The sequence below is a fragment of the Streptomyces sennicomposti genome, assembly GCF_019890635.1.
Taxonomy (GTDB): Bacteria; Actinomycetota; Actinomycetes; order Streptomycetales; family Streptomycetaceae; genus Streptomyces; species Streptomyces sennicomposti.
In genome coordinates, this window is sequence record NZ_JAIOAB010000060.1 from 19,094 (window position 1) to 32,342 (window position 13,249).

The window sequence follows — 13,249 nt, forward strand, 5'->3', positions numbered from 1 at the left end:
GGAGCCCGTACCCGTCTCCCGTCCTACGGCTCCTGCCGGCGGTCGGGCGCACCGGCGACCCGTTCCGCGCCGCGGGAACCCTTGGACTCCTCCAGGGACTTGAGCACCTCGGCGCCGTACAGGTCCTCCAGCCAGGTCGACTGGTAGATGGTGTCCAGATAGCGCTCGCCGAGGTCCGGGGCGATGGCCACCGCCGTCAGATGGCGTGCGTCGTGCTCGGCCAGCCACTTCATCGCGCCGCTGACCACCGTGCCGGTGGAGCCGCCGAACAGGAAACCGCGCCGGGCCAGCCGGTGACAGGCGCGGATGGTGTCCGCCTCCTCCACCCGGATGACCTCGTCGACATAGGACTCGTCGAGCAGCGGCGGGCGCATGCTCATCCCGAGCCCGGGGATCATCCGGCGGCCCGGTTCGCCGCCGAAGGCCACCGAGCCGACGGTGTCCACCGCCACGATCCGCACCGGCCGGTGCCACTCGCGGAACCAGCGGGCGCACCCCATCAGGGTGCCGGTGGTGCCCGCGCCCACGAACAGCACGTCAAGGCGCGGGAACTGCTGGGCTATCTCCGGGGCCGTCCTGCGGTAGTGCGCGCCCCAGTTGCCCGGGTTGGTGTACTGGCTGAGCCACACGTACCGGTCGTCGGAGGCGCACAGCGCGCGCACGTAGTCGATGCGGGCGCCGAGGAAGCCGCCGTTGGCGTCCAGGTCGGCGATGACCTGGACCTCGCTGCCGAGCGCTTCCATGAGCAGTCTGGTGGACAGGTTGCAGCGGGAGTCCGTGACGCACAGGAACCGGTAGCCCTTGCTGGCCGCGATCATGCTGAGCGCGACGCCGAGGTTGCCGGAGGAGGACTCGACCAGGATCGAGTCCTCCGTCAGCAGTCCGTCGCGTTCCGCGGCTTCCACCATCTCGATCGCGGCCTTCAGCTTGATCGAGCCCGCGAAGTTGAAGCCCTCGCACTTCAGGAAGAGCGAGCGCCCGAATATCGGCCGCAGATCGACATAGAGCTGGCCTTCGTTGAAGGCGTGGGGGGCGGAGATGACGGGCACGCTGGCCTCCTGACGCGCTCGGGCCGAGTAAGCGGATGATCAGCCGGAAGGAGGATCAGCCGTACCGCCGCAGTTCGTGGAAGAAGTCGTCGATGACGCGCAGTTCTCCGGCCCGGGCCACCTCGTCGTGGACGTAACCGCCGACGGCGAGGTCGAGCACGCCGAGGCCGAAAGGGGAGAAGATCACGGTCCGGTCGGCCGGCGCCTGCACCCGGCCCGACAGGACGTCGTCGAGGGTGCCGTCCAGGAAGTCCCGGCCGCCGGTGAGCTGTTCGGCGAGGTGCGGCGACGTGTTCGCCTTCAGGCAGTGCTCGACGTCGTCGACGAAGTTGGCCGAGGCGAGCAGCACCTCGGGAGCGAGGTCGCGCAGCGACACGTGCAGGACCAGCGGACGGTGGTCGAACCAGCCGGGATCGGTGACGTGCGGTTCGCCCGCGACGGTCGCGAAGACCACCAGATCGCTGGAGCGGATCAGCTCCTCGGGGCTGTCGTGAACGGTCACGTCCGCACGCTGACCGGCCGCGTCCGCCTGCCGCAGATAGCCGCTGAAGCCGGCCGCGCTGTCGGCGGACAGGTCGTACACCCCGATCCGGTCGAACTCCCAGCCGGTGGCGGCGAGATACGTGTGGATGTAGCGGGCGATTAGACCGGTGCCGAAGAACCCGACCCGGGTGGGCCGGGTCCGGCCGCGGCTGAGCCGGTCCGCGGCCAGCGCCGCCGACGCCGCCGTCCGGGAGGCGCTGATGATGGAGCTCTCCAGGCAGGCGAACGGGTAGCCGGTCTCGTGGTCGTTGAGGATCAGCACCGCGGAGGCCCGCGGCAGCCCGGCCGCGACGTTCTCCGGGAAACTGGAGATCCACTTCAGGCCGTCCACGCCCACCGGGCCGCCGACCGACGCCGGCAGCGCGATGATCCGCGAGGTGGGCCGGTCCGGGAAGCGCAGGAAGTACGACGGCGGGTTCACCGTCCGGCCCGCGCCGTGCAGCCGGTAGGTGGCCTCGACCAGGTCCACGATCTCCTGCTCGCGGCCCTGGAGCGCCCGGTGCACCTGGGCGCCGGGGATCACCGCGAAGGACGGCGTCCGGGGCGGCCGGCCGGCGGGGGCTGCGCCGGTGGCGGGGGAGGTCACGGAGGTCATCGACGGCTCCCTTCCGGGCTCGGGCGGCCGTCGGCCGGATGCCAGGGCTCGGCCATGGCGACCAGCACCTCGCGCTCCCCGGTGAAGGCCTCGCGGCTGTGGGCGCTGCGGATGTTGTCGACGAGCATGAGGTCTCCGTCCTGCCAGGGCTCGCGCCGGGTGTGGTCCTCGTAGGTGGCGTTGAGGGTGCGCACGACGTCCTCGTCGATCGGGCCGCCGTCGCCGTAGCGGGTGTTGAACGGCAGCCCGTCCGGGCCGTACTCGTCCACCAGGTACTCGCGCACCTCCGGCGCCAGCGTCCACTCGTTGAGGAACGCGATCTGGTTGAACCAGCAGCGGCGGCCGGTGACCGGGTGCCGCACCACCGCGCCGCGGCGCTGCCGGGTGCGCAGCGACCCGTCCGGCTGCCACTCGAAGTCGATGGCGTGGGCGCGGCAGTAGTTCTCCACCGTCTCACGGTCCTCGGTGCCGAACGACTCGGACAGCGAGGCCCCGATCTCGTCGTTGTAGCTGCGGGTGAGCAGCCAGCCCTCGCGCTCGAACCGCTCGGTCAGCGCGGTGGGCAGCGCGCGCAGCACCTCCTCCGCGTCCGCCACCGCGGTCGCCCCGCCCCGGTCGGGCGCGGTGAGACAGGCGAACAGCATCAGACCCGGCACCCGCTGGACGTAGCTCAGTTCGTGGTGCATGCACATCGGCTGGTTGTCCGGCCAGGCGGTGGAGGAGTACAGGCCCGCGCCGTACGAGGTCCGCGGCGCGAACGCCTCCCGCTCCGCCATGAGTTCACCGCCCAGCGCGGTGAAGACGGCCCGCACCTGGTCCGGCTCCCGCAGCCCCAGGCCGCGCACCAGCAGCGCGCCGTGCTCGGCGACCTGCGCCCGGACCGCCTCGCGGTACTGCGCCGCCCAGCCGGTCACATCGAGCGGCTGCTCCACGCGCAGGACCGGCGGCCGGTCCGGGTGCAGCTCCACCTCCAGCAGCGACGCCGGGGACGAGAACGACATGTGGTTTCCTTTCGTTCGCAGGGTGGCCCGCAAGCCCTAGGAGGACGCCAGGAGTTCGGCGGCGCCCAGCACGGCCTGTGCCGCCTCGGCCGGCCGGGTGCGCGGGAAGTAGTGCCCGCCGTCGGTCAGTTCGCGCAGCTCCACCCGCTCGGCCAGCAGCCGCCACCGGCGGTGGCCGTCGCGGTAGCCGTCGGTGTGCGGGTCGTCGGCGGCGACGACCACGGTGACCGGCGCGGCCAGGGGCTCGGCCGGCGGGCGCTCCAGCGCGTCGGCGAAGTAGCGGTGGGCGGCCAGGCAGTCGTGCCGGTAGGCGGCCCCGATGTGCTCGGCGTGCGCCGCGTTCAGCTCGCCCAGCTCGGTGTACCCGCTGTCCGCGCCGAGCCGCGCGGCGATCTCCGCGTTGCTCAGCCGCGCCAACTCCTCGGCTGCCGCCCGTCGTTGCTCCGCGGTGCCGAGGAGCTGGGCGCCGACGAACACCCGGACCACCTCCACGCCGCTCCCGTGCAGCCGCCGGGCCGTCGCCACGGCGGGCGCGGCGCCGGAGGAGTGGCCCCACAGCATCACCCGGCGCAGACCGCGCCCGGCGATCTCGGCGACGACGTCCTCCACCACCCGCTCCAGCGGCGCGAACGGCTCCTCGGCCGCCGCCAGATCGTGCCCGGGCAGATCGACGGCGTACACCGCCAGCCCGCTGCCGGCCAGGGCACTCGCCATCGGCCGGAAGTTGACCGCGTTGCCGCCCGCGTACGGGAAGCACACCAGCGCGCAGTCCCGACCGCCCCTGCCTCCCGACAGCGGCTGGAGCAGTTCCGTGCGCCGCCCGGACGCGCCGTCCAGCAGCGCGGCCAGATCGGCGAGCACGGGATGGCGGGTGATGTCCTTGAGGGACACCGCGCGGTTCAGGGCGATGGTCAGCTTCACCGCCGTCAGCGAGGTGCCGCCCCGGTCGAAGAAGTGGTCCCGGCGGCCGATCCGGTGCCGGGGCACGCTCAGCAACTCCGCCCACGCGTCCGCCAGCCGGCGCTCGGTGGCGGTGCGCGGCGCGTCCTCGTGCTCCTCACCGGCGGCCGGCCCGCCCTCCCCGGACGCCTCGGCGTCCGCCCGCGCCGTCCGCTCGGCCGCCGCGGTCAGCGCCTTGCGGTCGATCTTGCCGTTGGCGGTCAGCGGCAGGCTCTCCTGCCAGTGGAACGCCGTCGGTACCATGTAGGCGGGCAGCGCTGCGCCCAGCGCCCGCCGCAGCTCCTCGTCGGTCAGCCGGCGGCCGCTGTAGTAGGCGATCAAGTGCGTGCCGCCGCCGCCGAGTTCCGCCACGACGACCGCGCCGTCACGGACCCCGCCGACCCGCAGCAGCGTGTTCTCGATCTCGCCGATCTCGATCCGGAACCCGCGGATCTTGACCTGGCTGTCCCGGCGGCCGAGGAACTCCAGCTTGCCGTCCGGATGCCAGCGCCCCCAGTCGCCGCCCAGATACAGGCGCTCACCCGGCCGGTACGGGTCCTGCCGGTACGCCTCCCGGGTGCGCTCGGGATCGTTGACGTAGCCGCGTCCCACGCACACCCCGGAGAACGCGATCAGCCCCGGCGCGCCCAGCGGCACCAGCGACAACTGCTCGTCCACGACCAGGACCTTGACGTTGTTGACGGGGCGGCCCAGCAGCACCCGGTCCGGGACCGCCTCCATGACCTCGTGGTTGGTGTCGTCGGAGGTCTCGGTCAGCCCGTAGGCGTTCACCAGCCGGATGCCCGGCTCGAGGGCGAACCACCGCTGCACCAGCTCACGCTTGAGGGCCTCGCCGGTCACCGACACACAGGCCAGATCGGGCAGTTCGCGCGGATGCCGCTCCAGGTACGACACCACCACCTCCAGATAGGAGGGCACCAGCTGCGCCACACCGACCCGGCCGCGCGTCACCGTGTCGACGAACCGCTCCACGTCCACGACGGCTTCCTGCTCCACCAGCAGGGTGCGGCCGCCCACCAGCAGCGCGGCCAGCAACTGCCACAGCGAGATGTCGAAGCACTGCGGCGCCGTCTGCGCCACCACCGTCCCCGGCCCGATCCCCAGGTCGTCGATCTTGGCGAACAGATGGTTGAGCATGCCCGCGTGCTCGCACATCGCGCCCTTCGGCTCCCCCGTGGAGCCGGAGGTGAAGTAGATGTACGCCAGTTGCTCCGGCGTCACCTCCACCCCGAGGTCGCACGTATCGTGCCCCTCCGCGTACGCGTCCCGCACCAGCAGCCTCTCGACGTCCCCGGGCAGCGCGGCGAGGGCCTGGTCCAGGGTGGCGGTGCTGCCGGACTCGGTCAGCGCCAGCCGGCATCCGGAGCGGGCCAGCGTCGCCTGGATCCGGCCGGCCGGGAAGTGCGGCTCGATCGGCAGATAGACGGCACCGGCCTTGAACACCGCCAGGACGGCGGCCGGCCAGTCGAGGCCGCGTTCGGTGACCACCGCCACCACGTCCTCGCGGCCCACCCCGTGGGCCAGCAGCGCCCGCGCCAGCCGGTTCGCCCGCGCGTTCAGCTCCCCGTACGTCCAGGACCGCCCGCCCTGCGTCACGGCCACCGCGTCGGGATGTTCGCGCACCTGCCGCTCGAACAGCTCGTGCGCCCGTGCCTTCGGCAACTCCCGCTGAGGCCCGGCCAGTTCGTCGAGCTGCGCGCGGACCTCGTCGGTGGACAGCAGGCTCTGCCGGGTGTGCTCGGCGTCCGCGTCGGCCGCCATCAGCCGCAGCGCGGTCAGATGGTAGCCGCCGATCCGGGCCGCCGCCCCCGCGTCCAGCACGTCCGTGCGGTACCGCAGCCGCAGCGCCGTCCGCCCGTCCGGGTCGCTCCACCCCACGCCCAGCACCACGTCCTCGGGCAGCACACCCGCGTCGCCCTCGGCGGCCCCGGGAACGTCCGGGTCGAACACCACCTCGTACGGCGGCCCGGTCAGCCCCAGCTCCCGGCGCAGCTCGCCGACCGGGAAGTCCCGGTGCGTCAGCAGGTCCGCCTCGACCCGCCGGGCGCTGCGCACCAGCCCGCGCCAGGTCGGCGGCGCCAGCGTCAGCCGGCACGGCAGTGGGGTCCTGTCGCTCCCGGTGTGCCCGGTCACCACGTCCTGCTCGCCGCTGAGCGCGGCCAGCACCTTGGCGTGGGCGGCCAGCAGCACCGCGCTCACCGGCACCCCCAGCTCGGCGGCCAGGGCGCGCACCGCCCGGGCCACCTCGTCCGGCACCGGCTCCCCGTGCTCGGCGACCCCCGGCACGGGCCGCCGCGTCCACCGCGGTACGGGGGTGAACCCGCCGGCGGTGAGCACGTCCGTCCAGAAGTCCCTGTCCGCTGCCACGAGCGCTCCCATCGAATGACCCTTCCTCAGTTCGCAGACGGTGCGGCGGGATTGCCCTCCCAGGCCGCGTTCGCGGGGACTTCCTCGCCCTTCATCAGGAAGGAGTCGGGCGCCAGCACGGAGCCGTCGCCCATCGTCACGCCGTAGTGCACGTGTGAGCCGACGCCGAGGGTCACACCCGCGCCGAGTGTGGTGTGGTCGGACTTGAAGGTGCCGTCCTCCTGGGAGTGGCACTGGATCTTGCTGCCGGCGTTCAGCGTGCAGTCGTCCCCGATGGCGGTCAGCGTCCGCTCGGTGATGTAGCAGCCGTCGTCGAAGACCCGGCGGCCGATCCGCACCCCCATCAGCCGCCACACCAGCGCCTTGAACGGCGTCCCGTTGAAGACCGCGAGATACCGGTCCGGCACCTTCCACAGCCGCTCGTGCCACCAGAAGTACGGGTCGTAGATGGAGCACAGCCGGGGGCGCAGCCGGCGGAAGGAGGCGAGGGAGCGCTCCACCAGGACGTGGAAGAGCGTGGTGAGGACCAGGGTGAGGGCCAGATACCCGGCGATCACCACGTGTCCCAGCGTGCCGTACAGATCGACGGAGGTGAGCGCGAGGGCGGTGAGGACGACCGTGTGCAGCCAGCGCAGGACCAGGTGCAGCGCCATCGAGCGGAGGTTGTAGCGGTTCTTCGCGGCGAGGTTGCGGCGCAGTTCGGCACCGGTGCGCAGATGGTCGAAGCGGGTGTCGCGCTCCACCGTGCGCGGGATCTCGAAGCAGGGCGAGCCGAGCAGTCCGACGCCCTCGCGTATCTCGCCGTCGAGGGGCACCATCACCTTGGTCGCCAGCAGGCAGTCGTCACCCGTCTTCGCTCCCGCCGGGTACGCGATGTTGTTGCCGAGGAAGTTGTGGGCGCCGATCGCCGCCCGGCTCACCCGGAACGAGGTGCTGGAGAACTCCGCGTTCATCACGGACAGTCCGTCGGCGACCATCGTGCCGCTGCCGACGGAGACCAGGAACGGCGTCTCGTGCTGCACCTCGGTGCCGAAGTTCGAGCCCGTCTGCTCGACCCGGTTCAGGTCGTACCCGAGGCCGCGCAGGTAGGGGACGATGTAGGAGCTGTCGCCGAACAGCCACGGGAAGAAGTGGACGTTGGTCAGAGCGGCCACGGCGCGGTGCGCGGCGTAGTGGAAGCCGTAGAGCGGATAGACCCGGTCGGGCCTGACCGCGAGGCGCAGCAGGCGCGGCACGGTGTACAGGACGGCGAGGCCGAGGACGAGGCCGCCGAAGAAGAGCGCGGTGGCCACGACGAGGGTGTCGGTGACGAACTCGGCGGCCGTGGCGACCCGTGTCTCCGCGTCCAGCCGCTTGCTGAGCGCGGGAACCTCCGCGAACACCATGTAGATCCCGCCGATCGCCAACGGCAGGTAGACGAAGAAGAGTTGCAGCAGGCTGGTGAGGCCGAAGGCGGCCCTGCGCAGCGTGCCGCAGCGGGCCGGCGGGACCCGTACGTGGTCGACCTGGGTGGGTTCGGCCGGCGAGCCGTGCCACCGGGCCCCGGCCGGGATCTCCTGCCCGCGGTACAGGGCGGAGGCGTGGCCGAGCTGGGCGCTGTCGCCCATCGCGGTGTCGATGTCGAGGACCGTCTTCTCGCCGATGAACACGTCCCGGCCGAGCGTGATCCGGCCGGTCTGGACGCGTCCCGCGTGCGCCCGGTAGCCGAGGAGGAAGGCGTCCTTGCGGATCACCGTGCCGGAGCCGATGGAGACCAGGTCCGTGCAGACCGGCACGGTGCGGGTGAGGATCGTGACGTTCTTCCCGATCCGCGCGCCGAGGGCCCGCAAGTACAGCACGTACAGCGGATTTCCCACGAACAGGATCATGGGATTGGCGTGCAGCAGCGTCTTGACGATCCAGAAGCGCAGATAGGCCGCTCCCCAGATCGGGAACTCCGCCGGTTTCCAGCGCCCGACGAGAATCCATTTCGCGGCCACCGGAAGGGCGCACACGGCGAGGAATCCGATACCGCCGCACAGGAACGACCGCACATACACGTCGAGGAGACCGGAACCCGCGGCGACCCATTCGTAGGCCCACGCGGTGGTCATTCCGAGGACGAGGGAATAGCAGAGGAAGACCAGCGCCTGCGCGGTTCCGCACAGCGCATGGCGCACGGCGCCCGGCGGCGCGGGGACGGCCGGCGCCGGGCCCGGGGCCGGGGCCGCGGGGGCCGGGGCGTCGGCGGGCGGGGGAGGAGCCGCGGTGTCGCCGCCCGAGGCCGTCGCCGTGAGGGCGGCGGCCAGGTCGCGCAGGGTCGGGTGCCGGTAGACGTCCTTCATCGACACCGACGGCAGACCGGGGTGTTTGCGCACCCGGGCGCAGAACTGGGCCATCACCAGGGAGTTGGCGCCGAGATCGGTGAAGAAGTGGCTTTCGGGCGGAACATGTTCCGCGTGGACGACGTCCGCGAGTATTCCGGCGAGTTCCCGTTCGGTGTCCGCCGGCGCCGGAGCGGTGGACGTGCTCCGGGCCACCGCGGTTCCGTCCGGCCCGGGCATCAATATGTCGGCAGACTTCTCCACCATGCGAGCTCCCTGAGGAAAGGTCGAAAACCGTCGGCCAGCGGTGGCCGGTCCCCGAGACCGAGCGTTTTCGCCTGATCACGAAACCTTTTCGCCTGATCACCAAACCATGGATCAGTTTTGTGCGGTCCCGGCCGCCCTGCCACTCGGGTACGCCCGTATGGAGGGCGCGCGCAGGTGGCGCGGCCCGCGACACGCCGGTGACGTCACCCGACAGAGGTCCGAATGCGGCCGAGTGGCCGCAGCCGGTCCGGGCGCGCACACTGAGCAGTGCGCGGGACCGCCGGCGGGCTGTGACGCGGGCGGCCCCGGAGCCGGGCCGTCCCGGCTCTTACGCCGGACCGTTCGTCGAGGGGGCCGATATGGCCGTAGAAATCCCGCCTCTGATCAAACCCTCCCGGCTCAGGCGTCGGGGAGGTCTGTGGGGCGAATGCCTGGCGGAGTTCCTGGGGACCTTCGTCCTCATCGCCTTCGGGTGCGGCGTGGTGGCCATGGCCGTCGCCGCGCTGCCCGGCTCGGGCCGGACCGAGGGGCCCACGACCTTCTTCCTGGGCGCCGGCGACTGGCTGCTGATCTGCTGGGGCTGGGCGTTCGCCGTGGTCTTCGGCGTGTACGTGGCCGGCGGCGTCAGCGGCGCCCACCTCAACCCGGCGGTGACGCTGGCGTTCGCGGCGCGCCGCGGGTTCCCGTGGAAGAAGGTGCTGCCGTACTGGGCCTCACAGGTGGTGGGCGCGTTCGCCGGCGCGGCGCTGGTCTACGCCGTCTACCACGACGCCATCAACACCTTCGACCAGGCCATGAAGGGGCCGAAGACCAACGGGCACACCGTGGCCTCGTTCTCCATCTTCGCCACCTTCCCCGCGCCCTACTTCCACGGCGGCAACTGGGGCCCGCTGATCGACCAGATCGTCGGCACCGCCCTGCTGGTGATGCTGATCGTGGCCATCGTCGACCTGCGCAACACCGCCGTGAAGGCCAACCTGGGGCCGCTGGTCACCGGCTTCGCCGTGGCCGCCATCGGCATGTCCTACGGCGCGAACGCCGGATACGCCATCAACCCGGCCCGCGACTTCGGCCCCCGGCTGCTCACCTATGCCGTCGGCTGGGGGAAGTTGGCGCTGCCGGGCAGCGAGCCGGGCGCGTTCAGCCACTACTGGTGGATCCCGATCGTGGGACCGCTCGTGGGCGGTCTGATCGGGGTGCTGGTCTACGACCTGTTCATCGGCGACGTCCTGCACATCCGGGCCCAGCAGAAGGAACTGCCCGAACCCGGCCGCGCCCGCCCCCTGGACGAGGAGTGACCGGACCTCTCGTGGCGGAGAGGTGACCGCGTCGCGCGCCCCCGACGGCCCTGCCGGACCGCCGGGGGCGTTCCCGGCCGGGCGGCCGGGGGAGCCGTCACGGGCTCAGCCGTGGTACGTGATGTAGCCGTTGCCGTCGCGGTCGTCGCGGGACTTGGTGTACGAGTGCACGTCGGCGCGGGCGCCCGAGGGCTTGTAGAGGTAGATGGTGTCCTTGTCGTTGTTCCAGATGAAGTTGCAGTTCTGGCGGTACACGACGTTCTTCGCGTCGGAGTCCGTGCCCTTGCCGCCGCGCAGGTTCACGTAGTCGCCGTGCTCCAGGTAGTGGTTGGAGCGGAACGTGAAGCGGTTGCCGGTCGCGTCCTTGACGACGTAGCCCTTGAGGTTGACGGTCGAGCGCGAGTAGTTCTTGATCGTCAGGTACTCGTTCTTGGTGTTGCCCTTGGTGCAGCTGTTGGAATCGCGTCCGGGCGCGTCGTACTGGACGCCCTTGATCTTCAGCGCGGACGAGTACTCGGTGGCCTGGGCCGGTGCCGCGGCGACGACGGCGACCGTGCCCGCCGTGGCGGCGACGGCCAGGGCGGCGCGTATGCGCATTGAGGTTCCCCCCTCGGTGGTGCGGATGAGCCGCGAGGATCATACTCAACGCGTGACGCCGAGGTGTCGGAAAGGTGCAGGAAGTGTGAAGTGGCCGATCCTCAGCCCGTCGTGAGCACCATGCGGAAGCGGGCCGCGCCGGAGAGCATCTTGCGGTACGCCTCGTCGGCCTCGGCCAGCGGCGCCGTCTCGGTCATCGGCCGGATGCCGTGCAGGGCGCTGAACTCCATGGTGTCCTGGACGTCCTGCGCGGTGCCGGAGGGATGCCCACGGACCTCCCTGGCGCCCGTGATCAGCTGGAGCGGGCTGATCCCCAGCGGCTCGGGCGCCACCCCGATGACCACCAGCTCGCCGCGGTGCGTCAGCCCGTCCACGGTCGCCGAGACGGCCGCCGCGTTGCCGACCGTGGCCAGCACGACCTTGGCCCCGCCGAGGGCCTGGAGCGCCTCGGCGACGGGGACGCCCGCCGTGCTGTCGACGTAGTGGTGGGCGCCCAGCCGCGCCGCGAAGTCCGCCTTGTCGGCGCCCCGGGTGATCGCCGCCGTCTCGAAGCCCATGGCCGCCGCGTACTGCACGCCCAGGTGTCCCAGCCCGCCGAGGCCGAGCACCGCGACCAGGTCGCCCGGCCGAGCGGCGCTGCGGCGCAGCCCGTTGAACACGGTCACACCCGCGCACGCCATCGGTCCCGCGTCGCTCGCCTCCAGGGTGTCGGGGATGCGGGCCAGGGCGTCGACCGGGGCGACGGTCCGCTCGGCGAACCCGCCGTCGTAGGACCAGCCGGGGACCTTCAGGTTCTCGCACACGATGAAGTCGCCCTGCCGACACGCCGTGCAGTGCTGGCAGCTGCCGCCGAACCAGCCCACCGTCACCCGGTCGCCCACCTGCCAGCCGTACTCCGCCGCGCCCGGGCCGAGCGCCTCGATCCGCCCGGCGATCTCATGCCCGGGGACCAGCGGGAACCGAGTGCCGGGCATCGCCCCGTCCACGAACAGGGCGTCGCTGTGGCAGATCCCGCACGCCTCCACGGCGATGCGCACATGACCGGGGCCGGGCTCGGGGACCTCGCGCTCGACGAGCTCGAACGGCCCGCCGGCGGCGGCCACCTGCGCGACGGTGTAGGCACTCATCCAGACCTCCGCGAACAGCAGACGACACGGGACCCCCGGCTCCAGCACACCAGCTACCCCCCGATCCCGCGCGCCGAACGAGCCGGGCGGGCCGCGGCCGGCCGGGCGCGCACCCGCTGGACCAGGTCCTCGGCGGCCCGCGGCCACTGGGGGTGGTCGAAGGAGAAACCCGCCTCCAGCAGGCGGCCGGGCACCACGCGCCGGCTCTTCAGCAGCAGTTCGGTGTCCGAACGCAGCGCGAACGCCCCGATCCCGGCCATCCACCCGGTCGCCGGCAGACCGACCGAAGTCCCCCAGGCCGCCCGCAGCGCCCGCATCAGCGAACGCTGCGGCAGCGGCCCCGGCGCGGCCAGGTTCACCGGCCCGGCGATGTCCTCCCGGTCGATCAGGAACCGCACCGCGCGCACGAAGTCCCGGTCGTGGATCCAGGACACGTACTGCGCGCCGCCGGCGACCGGACCGCCCAGGCCGAGCCGGGTGAGCCGCAGCAGCACGTCGAAGACGCCGCCCCGGTCCGGGCTCATCACCATGGCCGAACGCAGGGCCACCTTGCGGGTGTGCGGGGTGCGGGCCCGCTCCTGCTCGCGCTCCCACGCCTTCGCGATGTCGACGCTGAACGACCAGTAGTCCGGGACGCCCGGCTCCGCGCCGCCGATCAGGCCGTCGCGCTCGTCGTTGGGCGCGTCGAACCGGTGGGCGTAGACCGTGGCCGTGCTCATCTGCAGCCACACCCCCGGCGGCCGGGCCGCGGCCGCGATCGCCTCGCCCACCACCCGGGTGGACTCGACCCGCGAGTCCATCATCTCCCGCAGGTTGGCGGGCGTGTACCGGCAGCTGACGCTGCGTCCGGCCAGGTTCACCACCGCGTCGCAGCCGTCGATCTCCGCGGTCCACGGCCCGGCCGTCCGCCCGTCCCAGCGCACCTGCCCCGGGCGCGCCGGCCGCCGGGTCAGCACCACGACCTCGTGTCCCGCGGCGGTCAGCGCGCGCTCCAGGACCGTCCCCACCTGCCCGGTGCCGCCGGGCAGCACGATCTTCATCGCCCTCGTCCCCCCTCTGTCGGAGGAGACGACTGTAACCCCAGAACTGAACGCGTTCAAAAATATCTCCGGCGAACCGCCGACGCGCGTCCCGCGCACGGG

Annotated in this window: 9 protein-coding genes; 1 reads left to right on the plus strand and 8 read right to left on the minus strand. The window is 72.2% G+C overall.

Going from position 1 to position 13,249, the window contains the following annotated elements; genetic code table 11:
* Positions 1-23 precede the first annotated feature (23 nt).
* The 5 genes from sbnA to K7787_RS25845 are packed head-to-tail and all read right to left on the minus strand — an operon-like array spanning position 24 to position 9,085.
* Positions 24-1,049: a 2,3-diaminopropionate biosynthesis protein SbnA gene (sbnA, locus tag K7787_RS25825; protein ID WP_009187277.1), complete on the minus strand. Its 1,026-nt coding sequence runs from the start codon at positions 1,047-1,049 to the stop codon at positions 24-26.
* 55 nt (positions 1,050-1,104) lie between these two features.
* Positions 1,105-2,187, minus strand: a complete 1,083-nt coding sequence (gene sbnB / locus K7787_RS25830) for a 2,3-diaminopropionate biosynthesis protein SbnB (RefSeq protein WP_164388109.1) — start codon at positions 2,185-2,187, stop codon at positions 1,105-1,107.
* The gene (locus K7787_RS25835) at positions 2,184-3,188 is read right to left on the minus strand and encodes a TauD/TfdA family dioxygenase (RefSeq protein WP_043260509.1); all 1,005 of its coding nucleotides are present in this window, start codon (positions 3,186-3,188) and stop codon (positions 2,184-2,186) included. Before K7787_RS25835 ends, sbnB begins: the two co-directional genes overlap by 4 nt.
* 36 nt (positions 3,189-3,224) lie before the next feature.
* Entirely contained in the window at positions 3,225-6,527 is a 3,303-nt protein-coding gene (locus K7787_RS25840; protein ID WP_223003120.1) for a non-ribosomal peptide synthetase, read from the minus strand.
* Between the two features lie 14 nt (positions 6,528-6,541).
* Positions 6,542-9,085 (minus strand): Pls/PosA family non-ribosomal peptide synthetase, encoded by a 2,544-nt coding sequence (locus tag K7787_RS25845; protein ID WP_223003121.1) that lies wholly within the window; start codon positions 9,083-9,085, stop codon positions 6,542-6,544.
* Between the two features lie 359 nt (positions 9,086-9,444).
* On the opposite strand from K7787_RS25845, the gene K7787_RS25850 reads away from it, so the two are divergent.
* Complete coding sequence (locus K7787_RS25850) at positions 9,445-10,383, plus strand: MIP/aquaporin family protein (RefSeq protein WP_043260508.1); 939 nt, start codon at positions 9,445-9,447, stop codon at positions 10,381-10,383.
* Positions 10,384-10,488: 105 nt separating this feature from the next.
* Here the strand turns inward: K7787_RS25850 and K7787_RS25855 are convergent, their stop codons facing one another.
* The 3 genes from K7787_RS25855 to K7787_RS25865 form a co-directional block, all read right to left on the minus strand.
* Entirely contained in the window at positions 10,489-10,980 is a 492-nt protein-coding gene (locus K7787_RS25855) for a lamin tail domain-containing protein (RefSeq protein ID WP_019985718.1), read from the minus strand.
* A gap of 101 nt (positions 10,981-11,081) precedes the next feature.
* Positions 11,082-12,107 carry an alcohol dehydrogenase gene (locus K7787_RS25860; RefSeq protein WP_223003122.1) on the minus strand — a complete coding sequence of 342 codons (1,026 nt, stop codon included), beginning with the start codon at positions 12,105-12,107 and terminating at the stop codon, positions 11,082-11,084.
* Positions 12,108-12,160: 53 nt separating this feature from the next.
* A complete protein-coding gene (locus K7787_RS25865) occupies positions 12,161-13,147 on the minus strand; it encodes a TIGR01777 family oxidoreductase (RefSeq protein WP_223003123.1) in 987 nt (328 codons plus the stop codon).
* Positions 13,148-13,249: the final 102 nt, after the last annotated feature.

Excerpts from the sequence above, each read along its gene's own strand:
- K7787_RS25865 (WP_223003123.1), bottom strand. The coding sequence starts at position 13,147 with ATGAAGATCGTGCTGCCCGGCGGCACCGGGCAGGTGGGGACGGTCCTG.
- K7787_RS25850 (WP_043260508.1), top strand. The coding sequence starts at position 9,445 with ATGGCCGTAGAAATCCCGCCTCTGATCAAACCCTCCCGGCTCAGGCGT.
- K7787_RS25835 (WP_043260509.1), bottom strand. The coding sequence starts at position 3,188 with ATGTCGTTCTCGTCCCCGGCGTCGCTGCTGGAGGTGGAGCTGCACCCG.
- sbnB (WP_164388109.1), bottom strand. The coding sequence starts at position 2,187 with ATGACCTCCGTGACCTCCCCCGCCACCGGCGCAGCCCCCGCCGGCCGG.
- K7787_RS25840 (WP_223003120.1), bottom strand. The coding sequence starts at position 6,527 with ATGGGAGCGCTCGTGGCAGCGGACAGGGACTTCTGGACGGACGTGCTC.
- K7787_RS25855 (WP_019985718.1), bottom strand. The coding sequence starts at position 10,980 with ATGCGCATACGCGCCGCCCTGGCCGTCGCCGCCACGGCGGGCACGGTC.
- K7787_RS25845 (WP_223003121.1), bottom strand. The coding sequence starts at position 9,085 with ATGGTGGAGAAGTCTGCCGACATATTGATGCCCGGGCCGGACGGAACC.
- K7787_RS25860 (WP_223003122.1), bottom strand. The coding sequence starts at position 12,107 with ATGAGTGCCTACACCGTCGCGCAGGTGGCCGCCGCCGGCGGGCCGTTC.